The organism is Chengkuizengella axinellae (assembly GCF_030730905.1).
Lineage (GTDB): Bacteria > Bacillota > Bacilli > Paenibacillales > KCTC-33759 > Chengkuizengella > Chengkuizengella axinellae.
On sequence record NZ_JAVAMP010000025.1, the window covers coordinates 1 to 22,233 of the forward strand.

Below are 22,233 nucleotides of genomic sequence, written 5' to 3' on the forward strand. Positions count from 1 at the left end.
GACATAACCTTTTTAAACTCCCTTATCAATGTTCAATTAATAGCAGTGTACAATTGTCGTCATGCTAATAGCTTTTTTTAATTATAAGCATTGTATATGATTTTTTATAAAAAAGGAGAGAATAGATAATATGAAAGCTTCAAATATTATTTGGCATAAATCTAAAATAGTAAAGGAAGAACGTCAAAAATTAGTTGGTCATAGAAGTGTTGTATTATGGTTTACCGGATTATCTGGAGCCGGTAAATCTACACTTTGTGTAGAAGTTGAGAGGGAGTTGCACAAAAGAAGGATCTTAACATATATTCTTGATGGGGATAATGTTCGCCAAGGTATAAATAAAAATCTTGGATTTAGTCCAGAAGATCGGAAGGAAAATATACGTAGAATAGGGGAAATATCTAAATTAATGGTTGATGCTGGGATTGTAACACTCTGTGCTTTTATTTCACCGTATTGTAAAGATCGTAAAATTGTTCGTCAACTATTTAATGAAGAAGAGTTTATAGAAATATATGTTAAGTGTAGCTTAATTGAATGTGAAAAAAGAGATCCAAAAAAATTATATAAAAAAGCACGTTCAGGTGAAATAATAGGTTTTACTGGTATTGATGCTCCATATGAAGAGCCAGTCAATCCTGATATTATAGTTGAAACAGACAAGCAATCTTTGGAGAAATCACTTCAACAAGTTATAGACTATTTAGAACAGAAACAATACATCAATTTTAAATATACTGATTATTCCATTTAATAGAGAGTAGTTATCAGATCATTATAGTTATTAATACTGAATTTGACAAAGATTAGTTTCATACTGATATCTTTAGCCACGTTCTACTCCATTCGAGCAATGTTGGTAACAATATCTCTAAACTATATTCTTCATTCATCGATTTTAATAAATGAGATCATTTAACTCCTAAAGTTTCGAAAAACAATTCCAATCTATTTTAAACCTTAAATCCCTTAAAAAATCTATACTCAAAAGTGGTAGAGCAACCGTAAGTATTAAAGAATCTATTCGCGTTGTAACTATTTTTCTACATGAATTAAGTAGAGTACAAAAAATTAAAATCATTTGAAAAACTGATATAAGGATTAAATAAGAAAAGATTAAAGTAAAACTAAAAAAAATCAAGAAAAATAAATACCATAATATTTAAATTATAAGTAAAATATGGTATTGTATTAATAGTATTAATTTTTAGAAAATTCTTATTTTTCTATATATTGTACTGGTAATATTATTATAATTAATTTTTTGAAGTATGTGTTGCCAAATATGTTTGAGAGATTTAATTTAATAATTCTAAAGAAGGGGGTAATTAAAAATATATAAATTAAATGTGTTTGCATTGACTTGAAAATAAACAATAGTATTTTAATTAAATTTGAGGTGGTTATAATTGATTTCAATAAGTGAACAAGCGATTCAGAAAATTATTGAGATGAAAAAAATGTATGACAGCGATGTTTTTTTAAAAATTGATGTTAAGTCTGGGGGATGTAGCGGTTTTACATATATGATTGGTTTTGATAAAAAGAAAGGTGAAAACGATAACATAGTTGATATTAATGGGATGAAAGTACTATTAAACAAGGAGTATGAAAGTTATTTAAAAGATATTGTAGTTGACTTTATACAAACTGAATCTGCTGAAGGTTTTAATATTTACAATCCAAATGCTACATCAACATGCGGCTGTGGAAACAGCTTTAGCTGTAGTTAATAATTTTGATATTTAAAGGGAGTAAAGAGAGTAATATGAATAAAAAGAAAAAAGTATTTTTATTTGGCATTGATGGTCTTCCACCTGAAGTCTTTCATTCATTCATAAAACAAGGTTGTTTACCTAATTTTGAGAAATTAATAAACAATGCAAAGCAAATAGATATAATTCCCACTCTACCAGCTACTACAGCACCAGGATGGTTATCTATTGCATCTGGAGCTAGCCCAGGTACAATAGGGGTTGAAAATATTTTATTACCAAATTTCAATAAAACACCTGATTCCATAATTAATGGTTTTGATTCAAGATATTCAGGTGTTGAGTACATATGGGAAACTTTTTCCAATCACAATCTTGATGCAACTGTACTGAAATATCCTGGTAGTTGGCCTCCTAGAGATGGAGATTTTATACAAATTGATGGTGCAGGAGGGTATGCAGATATAACTTGCAAATTTGATGTTGCACCTTCAAAAGGATATGTGGCTGGAGTAGAAAATATTAGTGAAAGTAGTCCCGAGCAGTTATTTCCTAGTGGATATAAAGATCATTGGAGAATTGATACGGAAGTAAAAGATATTGTAGAAGTTTTTCCCAGAGATGCGGTAGGGTGGACTGGATTGCCTGAGGCGTATACTACAGAATTCGAATTTGTTATTCATATTGATCAAAAAGGATCTAATGCAAAAAAAATATTGTTTGGTTTAGTTTATAGAACAAATAACACTTTTAAAATGTTACTGTCTAAATCTAAGGATGCATCTAATGTGAAAACTTATTTAGAAGAAGGACAATGGTCTAATTGGATTATAGAAGATGAATATCTTCATCCTTATGCCTACAGATTAAAACTTATCGAGCTAGATATAAAAGAGAAGAGGTTTCGATTATATCGATCAGAAGGCCATAGATTATATGGTTATACAAATTACCCTGAATTAGAACAAGATTTATTGAATAAAGTAGGACCTGTTGTGGAATGGACTGGTACATATGACTATATGAATCAACTTATAGATTTAGAAACACAACTAGAAATATATGAGGAACATACAAATTGGATGATAAGAGCAATTAAGTATCTTACCGAAAATAAAAAATGGAACGGATTTTTCACTCAATGGCATGTAATTGAATATGCCCATCATCTTGTAGGAGCTTGTTTAGATAAAGAGCATCCATATTATAACTCCATAAATGTGGAAAGGGATTTAGAATTCCTGAAACAAGTATATATCCTTGCTGATAAAATTATAGGAGAAATTCAATCAGTAATAGATGACGATACATTGTTAGTTATAGCTAGTGATCATGGACATGATTTAGTACATAGCATTTTTTATATAAACAATTTCCTTGTAAATAAAGGTTTTTTAACTCTTTCTGAAAATAATGAAATAATATGGAGTGAGACGAAAGCTTATGCTCTTTTTCCAGGACTTATTTACATAAACAAAGTAAATACTTGGAAGTATGGGATCGTTAAGGATAACGAAATAGATCTGATATGTAGCGAAATCACTAATGAACTTAGAGATGTAATTGATCCAAATACTAGAAAACATCCAATTAAAGTAGTCTTAGATCGTAGTGACTTAAAAGGATTTGGACACTATGGTAACCGATCGCCAGATTTAGTGTTTTGTATGGATAAAGGCTATGAAGTTGCAAGTAGAATCTCTGATAATTCTGAACTGTTATTTGAAATTTCTATCCCATATAAAGAAGTAACAAGTGGACATGGCTCATTCTTTCCATTTAGTAAATCAGCTCGAACAATCGCCTTATTTAGTGGTCCAAATATCGAATCCGACTCACATGCCTTACCACATAATTTGGTTGATATAGCCCCAACTATTGCAAGTTATATGGAAATTCCACCTCCTAGAAACTGTGAAGGCAGACCGATAAATATTTTTAAATCAGTTAAATGATAAAGGAGTGAAAAAGATGGGTCAAATGAAATCTACCACATCTTTATTTGACAGTGCAATTGAATCTGCAAACATATTTAATTGGGTTGTTGCAGAAACATCTATAACTAGTGGTCTTCTTATATGTTTATATGAATTTAGGACTGTTGAAGAAATAATTGAAAAAATGGATTTTCTTATAGAAAAAAAAGAACAATTAAAGGCACTTCTTAATGTGTTGGTAGATCAGGAATTTTTAGAAACTAAAACCATATTTAATCAGAAAGTATTTAGAACTAAACAAGATGTAGTAGAAAACAATTTAAATGTTGATAATACTCTAAATGTATATAAAGAAAACACTGATAAATTAAAACCATGGTTTAGTAATGTTGATAATTTCACTCAATTAATTCGCAAAGGTAATCATGAGTTACTTGGACATGATTTATCGTATTTCCGTTCCGAAACTAAAAGAATTAGATTCGATAAATCGTTTTTATCTGTTTGGCAAACTAACCTTTCAAATCCACTTTATGAATTTGGACGTATGCAAGCTGTTAATGAACTAGTTAGAAAAGGAAGTCGTTTTTTAGACTTAGCAAGTGGGTTAGGGTATGGTTCACAACGTATTTCTCAATTATCAGATGAGAGATGTGATATTTATTGCATTGATAAATCACTAGATTTTTTGAATGAGGCAAAAATGTTAATTTATCCTAATGCACGTGTAAATTTTATTCATAGAGATCTTAATGATGGACTTCCTCCTAACTTACCTTCACTATATTTCGATGGAGTTTTATTTAATGGTGCATTTCACTTTATAAAAGATAAGAGAAAGATGCTAAAACAAATCTATAAAGCATTAAGATCTGAGGGATTATTGGTTATTGGTCACTGTTTTTCTAGAAGTGATTTTGAGGATGAACATATGCATGATTTTTATTTTTCTATGATTGAGAATGAATCTTGGATTGTATCTTGGTCAGAAATAAAAAGTCTAGTAGAAGAGGTAGGATTCGTTATTACTAATGAATATTATAGAGGAAGTCATAGCTATCTCTTGGCTGAAAAACTTCCTGATTCCATTCTATCAAAGGAGGACTTCATCTAGTGAAAGAAAAGCTTTTTATATTAGGACTAGATTGTATCGATTCAAATATATTGGATAATTTAAACTTCACTCCTAATATTAAAAAAATGGTTGCACAAGGAACTTATGGAACTTTAAATAGTACAATTCCACCTATTACAGTACCTGCTTGGTCTTCGATGTTATCTGGGAAAGATCCTGGAGAATTAGGTGTTTACGGTTTTAGAAATCGTAGGACATATCGTTATGATGATGAGGTCTTTGCATCTTCTCACATGGTCAAATTTGATAGATTGTGGGATCTATTCAGTAAGGTGAATAAAAAAAGTATCATAGTTGGAGTACCACAAACCTATCCAATAAATCCTATTAATGGTTTTTTGGTATCAGGTTTCGATTCTCCAAAAAATTCTAATGAATTTTGCTATCCAAAAGAGTTATCAACATTCATAAAGGAAGAAATTGGAGAATATTTATTTGATGTTACTGATTTTCGAAACACTCCACTAGATGAAGTATTAGATACTGTCTATAGTATGACAGAAAAGAGATTTGATTTAATGGAAAATCTAATAAGAGAAAATGAATGGGATTTTTCTATATTATGTGAGATTGGGACTGATAGAATACATCATTGTTTCTGGAAGTATCATGATAAAAATCATCCTGAATATGAATACCATGATAAATACTCTAATGTAATAATAGATTACTATATGTATATTGATAACCGTATAGGAAGATTACTAAATATATTAGATGATGACAGTACTACATTTCTTATTGTTTCAGACCATGGAGCAAAAGCAATGTATGGAGGTGTATGCATAAATGAAATACTAATAAGAGAAGGATGGTTAGTTTTAAAAGAAAAACCAAATGAACCTACCAAATTGACAAAAGACCTTATTGATTGGTCTAAGACAAAGGCTTGGGGAGATGGAGGCTACTATTCGAGAATTTTTTTAAATATAGTCGGCAGAGAACCTCAAGGTAAAATCTCACCAAAGGATTTGAGACATTATAAAGAAGAACTTACGAAATTGCTTCAGAAGATTAAATTAGATAATGGAATAGAAATTTCAAATAAAGTTTACTGGCCCGAGAGGATTTACAGAAGAGTAAGGGGTTTAGCACCTGACTTAATAGTATTGTTAGGTGATTTACATTGGAGAAGTATAGGTAAGGTGGGGTACAAATCAAATTGGATTATTGAAAATGATACTGGGACTGATGGTGCTAACCATTCAATGGATGGAGTGTATATTATTTCTGGTCCTAATATTAAAAAAAATGTTCGAAGAGATAGTTCTATATATGATATAACTCCTACAATTATTCAACAATTTAATTTGCCTGTTAATGACGATTATATAGGTGAAAATATTTTCAATGATTAGGTGATGTAATGAGCCTTGAAATTATCGTGTATAACTCTCTAAAAGAAATAAACTGGGGAGACTTATCAGTCAATAGAAGTGTTTTTCAGGCTTGGGAATGGTATCAATCATCCAATAGTATTGGTGAGTTAGAAATAATTGTAATAAAAAAAAATACTATTCCAATTGCAGTACTTCCAATATATATCTTGAAAGATAAAGGATATTATTATCACAATCCTAAGGATATTTTTTGTGGAGAACGAGAAAGAAAACTATTTAATAACCAATTATTCCGAAGATTCGAAAAAATACTAGATAAAGAATGGTTCCCTTGTGCAGTAACAGTCAGTCCGTATGGTTATAGGGGAGGATTAATACATAGTACAAAATTAAATGATGATGTTTATGAGAAGATTATTGAAGTGATTGATAACGTTTGTATAAAACATAAAGTAAAACTAATATCTCATTATTATCTTAATGAAGATGATGATGATAAATGGATAAAAAAATTATATATCCATGATTATAATGTAATAAATACTGGGGCTGATTGTAATATAGATATTACATGGAGATCAATGGATGAATATTATTCATATTTAGGGTCTAGAGGAAGAAAGATGCGCTCATTTAGCAAGAATATGAAAAAAAAAGCAGATGTAAGATGGGAGATTATAGATCAGTTTGATTTCAGTCCTAATAATAAACGTAAAATGGATTCAATAATTCAGTTATTCATAAAAACGTCATTAAAGTATAATGATGTTTCTCCCTCATTTCATTTTTTTCAAAATTTATTTAAGAATGAATCTCTTGAAAAATTAATAATGATAGGAGTAAATACTAGCGGAATCATTCAATCATCATTATTCTGTTTTGTGAAAGAATCAATATTTTATCCAAAATTTTTTGGTTCATTAACATCCGATGATTATTTCTATTTGGGAGGACCTTGGTTAATTGAAACAGCTATTAGAAAGAAGTTTAAAAGGATAGAAATGGGAGGAGGGAGCCATCAAGCTAAGTTACAAAGAGGTGGAAAGCTCAGACTTCTTTATTCAGCAGTAAAAGTATATGATTTTGATGATGAATTTTTATTAAACACATATTTAAAACAATATCATATGACTAAATTAAATTATTTTTGCAATATGGCTGAGAAATACCACAAAGATCACAGTTCTGTGAACGCATTAGAAATTATTAAATAAATAGGAGGAGAAAGGAAAATGGCAAGACTTCATAATGAAGATCATAGATTCAAAATTCAACATATTAGTAATGAAAATTGGATTAAGACTTCTTTGGCTAATGCAGCTATAGATTATTTACACGGATATAAAGATTTAGTTTGTAAATTTTTAGATTCTAGAGAGGAAGAAGAAATTAAAACATTTAAAAATAAATTGTTCTCTATGACAGATTCTGAGTTGAAAGATCATGTAAACGAGGTAAAGAGTGACTCTCTTCAATTTATAGTAATGATGTTAACCGGTGCTTGTAATGCAGACTGTACAATATGCTTTACAGATAGAAAAAAGAAACCTATGGAATTAGAGATAGAACATAAAAAAAGAATTCTTAAAGAAGCAAGTGAATTGGGAGCAAAGTATGTTTACATTCCTGGTGAAGGTGAACCAACAATAGATGAAGATTTTTGGGACTTTTTAGAGACTTGTAAAAGTGTTGACATGCAAGCTGTAATATTTACAAATGGAATAATTTTTTCTGATGAGAAAACTTGTATGAAATATTGGAATATGACTATTGATGAAGCTATAAATAAACTAAAAAACTATCCTGTTTCATTTTATTTTAAGCTATGGAGTACCAGTGAAGAATTGGTAGGAGAAATGATGAAAATAGATAATAGAATTTATAATTTTTCACAATATGATGATGTAAATATTCCTCAAGGTTTAATAAAATTATTGAATTCATTTCCTAGAAACAAGGTGGGTATTGAGGTTGTAGTTGAAAGAAGAAACGTAGAAGAAATAATTGAAACAATAATACCATTCGCTGAAAAACATCAATTATCTAGAATAGTTGAAATGCTTCAACATAATGGTCGATCTTTTGGAGAAACGTTATTTGATCTAAATGATCAACAAGCTGAGCGGGTTAACCCTTTATTGAGTCCTACTAGTTGTTCAATGGCAACTTGTAAAGCTGTAATTACAAGTAGGGGATATCTATCACCAAGAATAGCAATATTGGAAAATCAAATTCCAGAAATACCCGTTAATATAAGAGGAAATTCCTTATATGAATTATTACATTCAACGGATTATATAGTTAATAGAAGATATGATGTTACTAATTGTTTATGTGAACAAATTCCTATTGAGATGGCTACCAAATCAAATAGTAGTTTTATACCTCTTCCTGTTTTTAATATTGCACCTTCTGAAATAAAGAAGTAGTAAACTTATATTTAAAAAAGACAGTAAAGCAATATCACTCGAATTCATCGATTTGAACATAGAGTATGAATTCGAGTTTCTTATAGTAAATAGTATTCTAAGATAATAATTATAATTCATTTAAAGAGTTACCTATTCAAAAATCTTTAATGATAAAAATAATATATTGGAAATTACATGTTGAGGTGTAGAGATGGAATCAAGTGTTGTAATATTAATTTCAGATGAAGGTTTGGGGGGAGTAATCCCATTTGGTCGTGCAATAAAAGAACATGGTATGGAACCTATGTTAATAACAGGTGAAGTGAGTAAGTCTCATTTGCAGCACTGGAAAGAGATATTTATTAAAATTCATGTTATTGATAACCCATATGATTATAAGATCATAAAGGAATCAGCGCAAGAACTAGCAAAGGAAAAGAGAATAGTTGCTATATTTTCATGTTACGACGGAACAGTACTACCAGCAGCACAAGCTGCAAAAGAATTAAATGTGCCTCATCCTAATATTGATGGATTATTTAATTCCCGAAATAAATATCAAATGAGAAAAATAACAAGAGAAGGTAACTTACCTACTCCTAAGTTTGCTCTAGTAGGTTCAATAAAAGAATGTTATTTTATAAAAGATAATATAGGATATCCAGTTGTAATTAAGCCTATAAATGGAATGGCTAGTCATTTGGTGAAATTAGTAAAAAATGAGGAGCAATTGATAGAAGCTTATCATTATTTAGAAGAAAGAATCTCAGATAACTTTTATGGGAATTATAGTAATTTTATTCAATTTTATGACGGAATTAATGAAAATATTAATCCATTAAAAACTTTTTTGGTAGAAGAGTTTATACAAGGTAATGAGTATTGTGCTGAAATTATCATAAAAGATGGGGAATTCCATAGAGTTGCTCTATTTCAAAAAATATTAGAAGATACAATAAAGTTTCACGAAAATGGATTTGTATATCCTGCATTTGATTTAGAGGAAAAAAGAGAAGAAATGTTATGGGAACATATTGAACAGTGTTTAACTGTTTTGGAGATTAATAATTGCAGTGCTCATGTTGAAATAAAAGATAGTGAGAATGGGCCGTTTTTAATAGAAGTTAATGCTGGAAGAGCGGGGGGTTCAATAATTGTTAAAGCTGTAAAGGAAATATTAGGTATAGATTTAATAAACGAAGTAATTGCAATACAAGGTAGATTAAGAGCCCCAAATAAAGTAATTAAGAATGAAATAGAGCGAATAGGTATATTGTCAATTTTTTCACACAAAAGTGGTCGATTAAAAAAGATAGAGGGTATAGAAGAATTAAAGAAGCTAAATGGAGTAATAGATGTCATTCCATTTTCGTTCCCTGGTGATATTATTGATATTACAGATAAAGAAGTGTTTTCGTTAAATGTATTAGTTTCTAATTTAACTCAAATTGAAATGGAACACTTACATAAAGCAGCTAATGAACTTATTGAATTTATAATAGATTCTGTCTAATTTCAAGAGTAATGAGGTGGGCGAAATGAAAAGGAATTTTAGTCCTAATGTTACCATAGAACAATTGATGAAGAAAAAATATAATAATATTACAGATTTATATGTATCAGGAAGAATAAGATTTTGTAATAATAAAGTATGCTTATTTGATGAAGAGTATGAAATTGAATTAAAGGGTATAAAAAAAGAAGATTTTGTTGAATATTCATTTGTAGGTTTAAAAGGCAATTGGGATTCAAATTATAGTTGTTTAGAAAATTGTGTAGTATTATTTTATAAAAACCTTGAAATGTCAGTTCATAATTCAAATATACCAGAAGCCCAATTCATTTTACAAACTAAGAAAATGACAGCGGTTAAAAGAAGAGCAATAATGATAAATTATATACAAAAATATATGAATAGTAAGGATTTTCTATTAGTACAAACACCTATCTTAAGGATACAACCAGAGGTCTCTAACATAAAACAGCTAGAAACAACTACACAGAATAATGTATATTTTTTAAGAACTGATCCTGAAGAATATTTAAAAAGATATCTTACTGCTGGTTTTGAAGCTGTTTATGAAGTGTCTACAAATTTCAGACCAGAAAAACCAGATGATACTCATTTACAAGAATTCACTTCTTTGGAATGTTACAGAAGATTCTGGTCACTAAATGAAGCTATTCATTTCTGCTATGACTTAATTAAATACATCATAAAGGAAATCAATGGTGAAACATGTATAACGTTTAATGAGTACTCTATTGATTTCTCCCTTCCTATTAATACTGTGGACTTTTCAAGTATAATGCAACAACATGCAGGAGTAAATTTAGATGAATATAAAAATACTGAAGACCTTGTACAATATGTAATTGGAAAAGGATGGTGGTCTGGAACTGGAGGGAAAGCAGATAAATTCAAAAGAACATGGATTGAGTGGATATTTGATAATAAAATTCTCCCTAATATTAAAAAACCTACCTTTATAACAGGATTTCCCATTGAATTGGGTATAAGTGCTAAAGGTATAGAAAAGGGTGAATCTCTAAGAGCGGAATTATATTTACCCGGGGGATTTGAACTAGCTCATTTATATGAAAATATTATTGATTCCAATGAATTGATTGAAAGATATTCAGACAGATTAAAATATAGAATTGCAAATAAAATATCAGAGGTTAATTTAGATGAAGGTTTAATTGAGAGTACTAAGCTTGGGATGCCTCCTTTGGCTGGAGTCGCTATTGGATTGGATAGATTATTACAAGTAATTAATGAAGATGAACAAATTGGAGAAGGATTATTGTTTCCACGAGAAGGATTTGAATAGGAGGGGAATTAATGACATCATCCATTATAACTGTCATTGTGGAGAATTTAAATGAAATTTACCAGAAGGGAATAAAACATCCTGTGATCGGTGATTTATTTGATATTGGCACATACGGAATGATAGATGAAATAAATACTACAGAACCTTACCATCAAGATTTTATAGTAAAGAAATTTGAAGAACTATGTAATTATTATAATTTATCGTTTGAAAAAGTAGAAAGTTTCTATGATTATGAAAAAAGTGGAGTGTTATTATTTAAACCTATCACTTTGATGGATTTTCATGGGATAAAAGATACTGTTTATAGAAATTTAGAGGAAAATGAGTATATCTTAATGATTGTAATAGATTCCTCACAAGAAAGAGAATCGCTATTTATATTTTTGTCATATAATTTACCTATTATGGGTTCTATTGGGACTTGTGAGTTGAATGATATTTTTCATACATGGTTGAAAATATTTAATATAAATTATAAAAGTGGTCATAATTTACTCCAAGAGAAGGTTTCGTCATTTTCATTAAAAGATGAAGAAGAACTTGATAATAGATTAAAGCAATTATACGGAGAATAATTAAATATTGAGAAATTTCTTTAAAAATAATATTGGAGGTATAGAAATTGTTAATAAAATATAATAATAATTCACCTAGTATTCACCCTACTGCCTCAATTTCACCAAGTGCAGTAATCGAGGGAGATGTTATTATTGGACCTAATTCAGTAGTTTTAGCAGGTGCTGTTTTAACATCAGAAGGTAATACTACTTTGGAAATTGAAGGAAATGCAATTATCATGGAGAATGCAGTCATACGATCAACCAAAAGAGATCCAACTAAAATAGCTCAATATGTATTAATCGGTCCAAGTGCACACATAAGTGGATCAATTATTGAAAAAGGGTGTTTTATAGCAACTAATGCAACTGTTTTATCAGGTTCAAAATTAGGTGAGGGAACCATGTTGGGAATAAATGGTGTAGTACATATTGCTTCGGAATGTCTCCCTTCAACGTTAATTCCAATTGGCTATACTGCCATAGGAAATCCAGCTAAAGTTTATTCTCCTAATGAGATAAATTTAGTTCATGAATCTGTATTTGAAATGGGTTTTACAAAGACATTATTTGGGTTTGATTCTAGTATGATGAGTAATGGAGAAGCTACTAAAGTACTATGTGAAAAGTATATTAATCATCTTTTGAAACATAAGGATGATGAGGTTGTTTCAACATAATTATACATCTTCATCTAACAAAGTAATGATTGACAGGAGAGGGATATGAAATTTAAAGATTTTCATATTAATATAAAAGTTCGAATTATTGAAATTTTTATTAGTAGTTTTATAGGTGGAATGATCTTTCCTTTTATGGCTATATATTTTGCAAAAAACTATGGTGAACAGATTACAGGGATATTACTAACAGTTATTGTTTTTATTGGAATTATTATTAACTTGTTCGGTGGTTATATTTCAGATCTTTATGGTAGAAAGACAATTATGGTATATGCAGGAATTGGTAGATTCATTGCATTCTTTATAATGATTATTTGTAATTCCCCTTGGTTTGAGTCTGTGTTTATTACATTTTTAATGATGATTGTGAATATAATATGTTGGGGGGTGACTGAACCAGCACAGCAAGCAATGTTAATAGATGTAAGTACACTTGAACAGCGCAAGTTAATGTATTCAATCACCTATTGGGCAAATAATATATCTATTGCCATAGGAGGAATATTAGGAGCTTTCTTATTTACAGATTATTTATTCGAATTATTTATAGTACTGTCTTTCGGTTCATTAATTACGGTAATTATGATTATATTTTTTATACAAGAGAGTTATTTTCCGAATGAAAATGAAAAAGTTTCTCCCTCATTTAAGATGTTGGAGTTATTTAAAAATTATAAAGTGGTCTTTAAAGACCACTTGTTTATCTGGTATATTATTGCAGGAGTTCTAATCTTATCTATGGAATTTAATTTAACAAATTATATTGCGATTCGATTAAGTGAAGAATTTATCAATCAACAATTTATATACTGGAAAATTGAAGGAATTCAAATGTTGGGCTTTTTAAGAGCAGAGAATACAATTTTAGTTGCCTTATTTGTATTATTTACTGCAAAATTCGTAGAGCGATTTAAAGATAAATCAGTATTAATTATAGGAAGCTTTTTGTTTGTAGTTGGATACGGGGTAATTGCCTATTCAAATAACATTTGGCTCTTAGTTATAATGATGATTGTAGCGACCGTCGGGGAAGTTATCAGAATTCCTGTTGAACAATCCAATATGGCAGCTTTACCAGATGATCATAATAGAAGTTCATATATGGCAATTAAAAGTATGAGTACTAATTTAAGTTTTTTAATCTCATCTATTATTGTTACATTCAGTGCCTTATTTCCTTCTTTATTTATAGCTATAATAATTACCTGTATAGGCATAGTAGGTATACTAATCTATCTTGTAATTTATCCAAAAATACAAGATAGGGTTAAATTTTGATTTATAACAGCTTGTTATTATACATGTAATATTGAATCAAGTTCATTATTATCCTAATTATGTATAGATTTAGAGTCGCATGGATGTAGTTTTTCTTAAATCAGATGGAGTGTTAGTCTCTATCTGTTTTTTTTTCATCCCAGTTTGTTGCAATGTATAGGGTGAAAGTCCTGAATTATGAAGGCAAAGTAGCAGTTTGCTCAACAAAACAAAGCCCAACCGACCTTCAGTTAAGGTAGACTTGTATATAAATAGTTACAATGGATGTATGAAAGATGTTAAAGACATTGTACATACAGAAAAATATATACTTGTAATTGTAAATTAGAATCTAAGCTCAATAAAAGGGATATCATGTTCAATATTGTATTTCATATTGCTCAAGGCTGTTTTTACACTTTCATCAGAATCTTCTAAATTTACATGTTTTGAGAAATAAACAAAAGAATATATTTGTCTATAATTTAGGAAAAATGGGATTTTAGCTATCCATGTTTCATCAATTGAATTTTCTGTTGTGTATCCAGATAAAAATGTATCAATAAAACGTTCAGCGAATTCTACCTTTTGTTTGCTCTCAGATTGAGGTACGGCTTGAATAGCATGAAATAAACATATAGCAATATCATATGCAAACCAATTTACTTCTATATCTCCAAAATCGAAAAGGATAAGATCATTTTCATGAACATGAAAGTTATTTTGATGAAGATCGTTATGTATAACTCCGTAGCAATCTTTAGTTTTAGATAATTGATTTAATTTGTAAATCATTTCTTTCCATTTATCATATACTTTATCCCCAGCTGATACTGGAAAATCAGTAATAATACTACTTTCATGCCATTCTCGATATTTTGATATTTTATTAGAATCATATTTTTTAGCTAATAGATGCATTCTGCCCATTACTTTTCCCCACTGTTTGATTAAGGAAAACTCAGTTTCAAGGTCATGAATAAAATGTCCTTTTGCATACTCATACGCAACTACTATATAGTGTTTATTTTCATATCTAATTTCCTCTATTAGATTACCTAATTCAGAGTAGATAGGACTAGTGATGTTTAATCCGTGTTCTGATAAATAATTCATCCAATCTAGCTCTCGCTTGATTGATGATGAATCTGTACCCATTAAAAACTTTAATATAAAGTGCCTTTCTTTTGTAAGACATTCAAAGACGTTGTTATCAAATCCACCCAATAGTTTTAATGATGAAGCTTTAACTCTGTATCTATTTGCAGCTATTTCCAACATTGTTGATTCCACTTGCTAAATCACCTCGACAATATTTCTGATTGTTAAATTATGAAACTCAGCAGTAGGTTTAAATATGATTCACTTTAATGTTATTCCAAATAGATTTCCAATTCTTTTTTACGATCCGTTCCTCATATATGAAAGCTAGCTCTTTTGTTTTTGCAAAATAAGGCGTTGGTTTTAATTGTAGATTAATAACATCACTAATTCCACAAGGAGCAGCTAATATGACATCATTTTTTTCATCTAGTTTTAGCCCCAAAGCAGTAGCAGTCTCTGGAAATTTTGAGATTGCATCAACTGATGAAGAGTAGGGTGGGATTTGATTTTTTAGGTGCATTCTAGCTTCGTTTTTTACTGACCAAGGAATATTGGGAAGTAGAGTTCTCAAGTATTGTTCATATTTCTTTTCTTCAGCTTCATTGATTTGTTCACGATCGAAGTAGATTACATCAATATCAGGAATCTCTGTTCTTTCCTTAAAATCATGTAACGTATCCCAGATTTTAGAACGAACAAATCCAGCACAAACCCACCAATCTGGCAGATTTAACAATTTGACAGTATGTAATATATCCATCATCCATTGATCTTCTTTAACTAGATTGATAATTTCTTTTTCGCTTTTGATCATCATGGTTGTATAATATTCCTCCTAATAAGAACGTATATTCCTATCAATCTATCATACCATAAAGTAAAAAAGAAAACAGATAAAAACTCCTAACGGAATTTTTCGAAGAGTGAAAAGATCTTTTGTTTAAACTATCATTAATAAGCTAGAGTACGGCTTGTATTGGATATTAAATCAATCAAAAAAAATCACCTTCTGGTGACTTTTATTGTTATTATTTCATTCATTCTTTTAATTGGAATAATTATCTTATATTGTTATAATATACATATGAGTATACAAGTTCAGGCGTAGGACGGTTGGCTCACTTCTTTATCCTTAGTGAAAAGGAGGTGATGCCAATGACAGTGTATGAAGGAATCTCACTTATGATTACTTTCGGGTTGCTTATCGTAACCATACTGTCCTTTCATAAAAGAAAGTAAACCGTCTCTATGCTCCCACAGCTAGACGGTTTACTACATCACGTTAATTGAGCTGATCGCCCTTTCGCAGGGCTGTACTCAGACTGGTGGGTGTGTAGCTAGCACACCTACCTTATTTATTTTACGAATATGTTATTAAAAATATACCATGCTCAATCACAAAATGTCAATTTTCGGAAGGCAGAACTCAAACGATATTTTATTAATTTCTTCACTGACTTTAGCTAATATATCATGAATAGCTTTATAAGCGGTTTAATACTTATTAAATAATCCACTTATAAAGGAATGATCCACTTTGATTACAAAAAGTAATATCATTCATGAAATCCAAATACGAGTTAAAAAAATAAAATCATTGCAATTTTCAAATGGTGCATGGTATTTATGTTTTCAAGATGGTGTGATGTTTGATTCTTTTATGGTGATGACCTTGAGAGCAATCGAAAATAAAGATGAAAAATTTATTCGTTCTATATCTGAATATATCCTTGAGAAGCAAGATGAAAACGGGGCTTGGAGGCACTATCAGGACGAGTCCCCAGGAAATATAACAGCCTCTGTTTCAGCATATAATGCGCTGCTTTATTCTGGGTATTTTTAAAAAAATGATACCATTATGAAAAAAGCAGAAAAACAAATCCTCGCAATGGGCGGCTTAAACAACGTTCATTTTTTATATAAAGCGATGTTGGCAGTGAATGGTCAATATCGCTGGCCCAAACCATTCCCGATTCCAATTACCTTCATATTGCTTCCTATTAGTTTTCCAGTTAATTATTTTGATCTGAGCTGTTTTGCAAGGGTTTATTTTGCACCTATTATGATAACGGGTAATTCAAATTTTCATCTAAGGTCAGAATATTCACAGGATCTATCTCATTTGATAAATCATTCATACGATAGTAGAAACAAAAGGTCTCAAATCGAAAAAAACGAATTAACATCGTTTCGAAACTACATCAATAGAGAGGTTGAAAAACAATTTGTATTTTCCCGATATTTACAAAAAACAGCTTATAAAAAAACAAAAAAATTTATTTTACAAAGAATAGAATCTGATGGAACTCTTTACAATTACACTAGTGCAACATGTTTAATGATTTTTAGCTTGTTAGCACTTGATTATGGAAAATCAAAAATGGTGATCAATAAAGCAATTAAAACATTAAAATCATACACATGTGATTTCAGTGGATTAAAGCATGTCCAAAATTCACCTTCTGCAGTTTGGGATACTGCATTATTGTCGCATAGCTTACAGGAGGCAGGTGTTTCATTCGAAGACTTAAGTATAAAGAAGTCTGTTAAATACTTGTCGGCTCTTCAGCAGAGTAAGAAAAGCGACTGGGCAATTCATAACCCTGAAGGAAAACCTGGTGGGTGGGGTTTTTCAGAAGAAAATACCAAAAATCCCGACATAGATGATACTACTGCTGCATTAAGAGCTTTGTATAATACTTCACTTCAAGATAAAAAAGTATTAGAAGCTTGGAATCGTGGATTAGATTGGATATTAACCATGCAAAATGATGATGGGGGATGGGCCGCCTTTGAGAAAAATGTGGATAAAAAAATCATTACAATATTACCTGTAGAGCATGTAGAGTTTGGAGCACTGGATCTTTCCACTCCAGATCTTACGGGTCGAACATTGGAGTTTTTAGGTAATTATGCAGGGTTGAAAAAAGATCACCCTCAAGTGAAAGCAGCTATTCACTGGTTAAAAAGAAATCAAGAAACAAACGGATCATGGTATGGAAAATGGGGGATTTGTTATATTTATGGTACTTGGGCCGCAGTTACAGGGTTAACTGCTGTGGGAGTGCCAGCTGATGATCCAGTCATACAAAAGGCTAAAAACTGGCTGCTCTCAATTCAGCACTTAGATGGTGGATGGGGAGAGTCTTGTTCCAGCAACATCAAGAATAACTATGTAAATCTTAAATTTAGTACATCTGTTCAAACAGCTTGGGCGTTAGATGCTTTAATTGCGATGCATATTGAACCAAGTTATGAAATGAAACGAGGCGTTCTATTTTTAATGGAAAACAAAAAAAATCTGGATTATCCAGTAGGTGCGGGATTTCCAGATTTGTCATATGTTTATTATCACAGCTATAATCATATTTTTCCACTATTAACTATAAGTCATTACTACAAAAAGTACATTACTCATTAACTACTCTTTTATTTATCCCTTGATCAATATATCCAGGGACTTCATGTAAGCTAGTGATTGTATAAAATAAACTTTTAGGTTTAATATTTAATTCAACAATATTGTACTTCCATTCCGTTTCGCAAGGGATATGGATTGTATTAAGTCCGACTTGTAAACTAGGTTTAACATCGGTTCTAAGGGAATTACCTATCATCCATGTTTCTTTTACTTCTAATTGCTGCTTCATGACAATATCTTTTAAGGCGTGTACTGTCTTATGTCTAGTTATATATATACGTTTCTCAAAATACTCCTCTAAACCTAAATGTTTTATTTTTTTATATTGGATCGCATCTTCTCCACCTGTGTACAAATGAAGATGATGTCCATCTGCTCGTAATTTTTCTAACGTTTCATACATCTTCGGATACGCTTCTACATCTTTGCTATATACGGTTTCACCTAACTCTTTAAGCAATTTCTTTTTTGTTTTGTTTATTTCTATAGGTGTAATTTTACAGAAAAAATCATAAGTTTTGACTAAAGATAGAGGGAAATGACCTGCTGAGAAACCATGTTTTTCAACTAAATGAATATCTATTTCTAATTGTTTTTCTTTTAGTTGTTGTTTAGAAATGCCGTAATCTCCAAACCAATCTTTCATAAGTTCAATAAAGGTATCTAGCACATTTTTATAATATTTATTACAGTGGATTAATGTATCATCAAGATCAAACAAGATAGATTGACTGTTCACTTTCTCTACCCCCTAACAATATAGTGAAATGTGTATGGTTTAATAGAAAAATAATTCTGACTCTTTAGATTTGAAAACTATCATAACATATCCCTGTTCGAAAAGTACATTCATTTTTTCAACAAAACGTTGCTATATGAACAGTATTTGGATACTGAATTGTGTGATTATAAAATTCATATTCACCTTTAACCTTTTTCTAGGCTAATGCATATGATACTTGTAGTTCTTAGGGGAAGGTGATTTGATGCGGAAAAAAATTATGATTTTAATCATTGTTTCTTTATTATCATTTTTAACGATTCTTACTGCATGCGGAAATGATGATGACGAAACGACAACACTTCGGGTAGGTGAAGTTACTAGATCGATTTTTTATGCACCTCAATATGTTGCATTATCGCAAGGTTTTTTTGAGGATGAAGGTTTGGATGTTGAACTTACAACAACGTGGGGTGGAGATAAAACAATGACTACCCTACTAGCTGATGGGATTGATATTGCCTTAGTAGGATCTGAAACTTCAATTTATGTATATCAGCAAGGTGCTGATGATCCAGTGATCAACTTTGCTCAACTTACTCAAACAGATGGAAGCTTTTTAGTATCAAGAGAAGCGATTGGATCGTTTGATTGGGAAATGCTAAAGGGAAGTACTTTTCTAGGTCAAAGAAAAGGTGGCATGCCTCAGATGGCTGGTGAATTTGCTCTTAAGAAACATGGAATTGATCCGCATAATGATATGGAGCTAATTCAAAATATTGAATTCGCAAATATTGCATCAGCGTTTGCCTCAGGTACAGGTGATTTTGTTCAATTATTTGAGCCAACTGCAACTGTATTTGAAAAAGAAGGGACAGGTCATGTTATTGCTTCTTTTGGCATAGAAAGCGGGCACTTGCCTTATACCGTATACATGAGCAAGAGTAGTTTTATAACTGAAAACAATGATTCAATCCAGAAGTATACGAATGCAATCCATAGAGCACAAAAATGGGTGGAAACAAGCAGTATAGGAGAAATTAAGGATGCAATAAAACCTTACTTTGAAGACATAGATGAAGAAATTATTGAAATTGTAATTGATAGATATAGAGTTCAAGGATCGTACGCAGCAGATCCGATTGTTGATGTTGATGAATGGAATAATTTATTGGACGTAATGATAGAAGCGGGAGAACTTGAGGAAAGAGCGTCACATGATATTTTAGTGGATAATTCTTTTGCGGAAAATGCCATCAAAAGTCTAGAATAATTAGGGGTGAGATCATTGGAGCACGCTGTGAAATTAAATGGTATCACACATGTGTATGTTTCTGAACAGCAAGCACTTCTAGCAATAGAAAATATAGATCTTACGATTAAACCTGGGGAGTTTGTTAGTTTTGTTGGTCCAAGTGGTTGTGGGAAAACAACGATCCTTTCTATTTTAGCTGGATTAATAAAACCTTCTCAGGGCAGCGTGTCTATTTTTAATAATGTAATATCCGGGCCTTCTAACAGAACAGGTTATATGCTGCAACATGATTATTTGTTTCCTTGGAGAACGATTTTGAACAATGCCATTATTGGGCTAGAAATTATGAAGAAATTGGATCCTGCCACTAAGTCTCATACGAAGTATTTACTAAATGAGATGGGACTGTCAGATACTTTGGATTTATACCCAGATCAATTGTCTGGAGGTATGAGGCAAAGAGTGGCATTGGTTAGAACATTAGCAACTCAGCCAGATATTTTTCTGCTTGATGAACCTTTTTCTGCTTTAGATTTTCAGACGAAATTAAGATTAGAAGATTTAGTGTTTGAAACATTAAGGGAACATAGCAAAACTGCAATTTTAGTTACTCATGATATTTCTGAGGCTGTGGCCATGAGTGATAGAATTGTTATATTAAATCGAAAACCAGGAAGAATCCATAAGATCATCGAAATCCCTAATTCACTTCGAAGCTTGCTTCCTTTTGAAGCTAGGGAAGAAAAGGATTTTAGAAGACTTTTCCATGAAATTTGGCGTGAATTAGAAAATATAGAGCAAAAGGGTGATGAGTTTGAAGCATAAAGATTCTGATCCAAATACACTTGTGAAAAAAATTCGATTAAACTTTACTAAAAAACAAATCAGAGAGAAGAGACTGGTTATTGTGATTCAAATGATTATCTTGTTTTTTTTTATTGGTTTATGGGAAATAGCAGGAAGGTTAAGATGGATAGATGTATTATTATTTAGTTACCCGAGTAAGATAATGAATCTATTGTACTCTAAGTTAATGGATGGTTCATTATTACCTCATATAGGAACGACTTTATTTGAAACTGTCATTGGGTTTATTCTAGGAACGTTATGTGGAACTTTGTTAGCTATTTTAATTTGGAGTTCAAAAATACTTGAGAAAATATTAGACCCTTTCTTAGTTGTTCTGAATAGTATGCCAAAAATAGCCCTAGGACCATTATTTATAGTTGGATTAGGAGCAGGGTATTTATCCATTATTGCAATGACCCTTGCAATTACGGTAATAATAACTGCATTGGTCGTGTTGAATAGTTTTAAAGAAATAGATTCAAATTATATAAAGGTAGTAAAGATTTTTGGAGCAAACAAAAGAGAAACATTTATGAAAGTAATTTTGCCTGCCTCAATTCCTACTATTGTATCAACATTAAAGGTGAATGTGGGATTGGCATGGATTGGTTCAATCGTAGGAGAGTTTTTAGTATCACAACAAGGTTTGGGATATTTAATCATATATGGTTTTCAAGTTTTTAATTTTACATTAGTCATGGGAAGTTTGTTTATTATAGCTATATTTGCTACATTGATGTACCAAGCAGTCGCTTATATAGAATTGAAATTAAATAAGTAATGAGTTGTTTATTATTTGAATTAAGAATTTGGTTGCATTCATTAATTAAACATGTTACTATTACATTCCTGCTGATTTATGAATCATTCCTATCAGCAAATAAGCAAAAAACTTTTTCAAAAAGTACTTGCAATCACATGAAACAATATGTTATATTAATTAAGTCGCCGCTGAGACGGACGACGAAACACAAAACAAAATGCTTACTATAAAGAGCATTTGAATGT

At 30.7% G+C, this 22,233-nt stretch carries 19 protein-coding genes and 1 pseudogene; 17 read left to right on the top strand and 3 right to left on the bottom strand.

The window, feature by feature from the left end:
• The first annotated feature begins 130 nt into the window (after nucleotides 1–130).
• The 12 genes from cysC (at nucleotide 131) to Q5Y73_RS23805 (ending at nucleotide 13,896) form a co-directional block, all read left to right on the top strand.
• Nucleotides 131–754, top strand: coding sequence for an adenylyl-sulfate kinase (cysC, locus tag Q5Y73_RS23750; RefSeq protein WP_305994417.1), 624 nt, complete (start codon nucleotides 131–133; stop codon nucleotides 752–754).
• 655 nt (nucleotides 755–1,409) lie between these two features.
• Entirely contained in the window at nucleotides 1,410–1,733 is a 324-nt protein-coding gene (locus Q5Y73_RS23755; RefSeq protein WP_305994418.1) for a HesB/IscA family protein, read from the top strand.
• 35 nt (nucleotides 1,734–1,768) lie between these two features.
• Nucleotides 1,769–3,670, top strand: a complete 1,902-nt coding sequence (locus Q5Y73_RS23760) for an alkaline phosphatase family protein (protein ID WP_305994419.1) — start codon at nucleotides 1,769–1,771, stop codon at nucleotides 3,668–3,670.
• Nucleotides 3,671–3,686: 16 nt separating this feature from the next.
• On the top strand, nucleotides 3,687–4,766 hold the full coding sequence (locus Q5Y73_RS23765) for a class I SAM-dependent methyltransferase (protein ID WP_305994420.1): 1,080 nt from the start codon (nucleotides 3,687–3,689) through the stop codon (nucleotides 4,764–4,766).
• Complete coding sequence (locus tag Q5Y73_RS23770; RefSeq protein WP_305994421.1) at nucleotides 4,766–6,145, top strand: alkaline phosphatase family protein; 1,380 nt, start codon at nucleotides 4,766–4,768, stop codon at nucleotides 6,143–6,145. The genes Q5Y73_RS23765 and Q5Y73_RS23770 overlap by 1 nt, the downstream gene beginning before the upstream one ends.
• Before the next feature lie 8 nt (nucleotides 6,146–6,153).
• Complete coding sequence (locus Q5Y73_RS23775; RefSeq protein WP_305994422.1) at nucleotides 6,154–7,341, top strand: peptidogalycan biosysnthesis protein; 1,188 nt, start codon at nucleotides 6,154–6,156, stop codon at nucleotides 7,339–7,341.
• Nucleotides 7,342–7,359: 18 nt separating this feature from the next.
• On the top strand, nucleotides 7,360–8,556 hold the full coding sequence (locus Q5Y73_RS23780) for a radical SAM protein (protein ID WP_305994423.1): 1,197 nt from the start codon (nucleotides 7,360–7,362) through the stop codon (nucleotides 8,554–8,556).
• A gap of 193 nt (nucleotides 8,557–8,749) precedes the next feature.
• On the top strand, nucleotides 8,750–10,051 hold the full coding sequence (locus Q5Y73_RS23785; RefSeq protein ID WP_305994424.1) for an ATP-grasp domain-containing protein: 1,302 nt from the start codon (nucleotides 8,750–8,752) through the stop codon (nucleotides 10,049–10,051).
• Nucleotides 10,052–10,076: 25 nt separating this feature from the next.
• Nucleotides 10,077–11,372 carry an amino acid--tRNA ligase-related protein gene (locus tag Q5Y73_RS23790; RefSeq protein WP_305994425.1) on the top strand — a complete coding sequence of 432 codons (1,296 nt, stop codon included), beginning with the start codon at nucleotides 10,077–10,079 and terminating at the stop codon, nucleotides 11,370–11,372.
• An 11-nt stretch (nucleotides 11,373–11,383) separates the two neighbouring features.
• Nucleotides 11,384–11,953, top strand: a complete 570-nt coding sequence (locus Q5Y73_RS23795; protein WP_305994426.1) for a hypothetical protein — start codon at nucleotides 11,384–11,386, stop codon at nucleotides 11,951–11,953.
• 47 nt (nucleotides 11,954–12,000) lie between these two features.
• Entirely contained in the window at nucleotides 12,001–12,615 is a 615-nt protein-coding gene (locus Q5Y73_RS23800; protein ID WP_305994427.1) for a gamma carbonic anhydrase family protein, read from the top strand.
• Between the two features lie 45 nt (nucleotides 12,616–12,660).
• A complete protein-coding gene (locus tag Q5Y73_RS23805; protein ID WP_305994428.1) occupies nucleotides 12,661–13,896 on the top strand; it encodes an MFS transporter in 1,236 nt (411 codons plus the stop codon).
• 324 nt (nucleotides 13,897–14,220) lie between these two features.
• Here the strand turns inward: Q5Y73_RS23805 and Q5Y73_RS23810 are convergent, their stop codons facing one another.
• Entirely contained in the window at nucleotides 14,221–15,168 is a 948-nt protein-coding gene (locus tag Q5Y73_RS23810) for a phosphotransferase enzyme family protein (RefSeq protein WP_305994429.1), read from the bottom strand.
• A 58-nt stretch (nucleotides 15,169–15,226) separates the two neighbouring features.
• Nucleotides 15,227–15,796 carry a nucleotidyltransferase family protein gene (locus Q5Y73_RS23815; protein WP_305994430.1) on the bottom strand — a complete coding sequence of 190 codons (570 nt, stop codon included), beginning with the start codon at nucleotides 15,794–15,796 and terminating at the stop codon, nucleotides 15,227–15,229.
• 338 nt (nucleotides 15,797–16,134) lie between these two features.
• Here Q5Y73_RS23815 and Q5Y73_RS24970 point away from each other — a divergent pair, with 338 nt between their 5' ends.
• Nucleotides 16,135–16,218, top strand: coding sequence for a putative holin-like toxin (locus Q5Y73_RS24970; RefSeq protein ID WP_371320272.1), 84 nt, complete (start codon nucleotides 16,135–16,137; stop codon nucleotides 16,216–16,218).
• A 298-nt stretch (nucleotides 16,219–16,516) separates the two neighbouring features.
• Nucleotides 16,517–18,400: pseudogene (locus Q5Y73_RS23820) on the top strand (terpene cyclase/mutase family protein).
• Here Q5Y73_RS23820 and Q5Y73_RS23825 read toward each other — a convergent pair.
• Complete coding sequence (locus Q5Y73_RS23825; RefSeq protein WP_305994431.1) at nucleotides 18,390–19,139, bottom strand: HAD family hydrolase; 750 nt, start codon at nucleotides 19,137–19,139, stop codon at nucleotides 18,390–18,392. The pseudogene Q5Y73_RS23820 and the gene Q5Y73_RS23825 sit on opposite strands and share 11 nt — an antisense overlap.
• 247 nt (nucleotides 19,140–19,386) lie before the next feature.
• Here Q5Y73_RS23825 and Q5Y73_RS23830 point away from each other — a divergent pair, with 247 nt between their 5' ends.
• The 3 genes from Q5Y73_RS23830 to Q5Y73_RS23840 are packed head-to-tail and all read left to right on the top strand — an operon-like array spanning nucleotide 19,387 to nucleotide 22,006.
• Nucleotides 19,387–20,394: an ABC transporter substrate-binding protein gene (locus Q5Y73_RS23830; protein ID WP_305994432.1), complete on the top strand. Its 1,008-nt coding sequence runs from the start codon at nucleotides 19,387–19,389 to the stop codon at nucleotides 20,392–20,394.
• Between the two features lie 15 nt (nucleotides 20,395–20,409).
• A complete protein-coding gene (locus Q5Y73_RS23835; protein ID WP_305994433.1) occupies nucleotides 20,410–21,201 on the top strand; it encodes an ABC transporter ATP-binding protein in 792 nt (263 codons plus the stop codon).
• Nucleotides 21,185–22,006 (top strand): ABC transporter permease, encoded by an 822-nt coding sequence (locus Q5Y73_RS23840; RefSeq protein WP_305994434.1) that lies wholly within the window; start codon nucleotides 21,185–21,187, stop codon nucleotides 22,004–22,006. The genes Q5Y73_RS23835 and Q5Y73_RS23840 overlap by 17 nt, the downstream gene beginning before the upstream one ends.
• Nucleotides 22,007–22,233 lie beyond the last annotated feature (227 nt).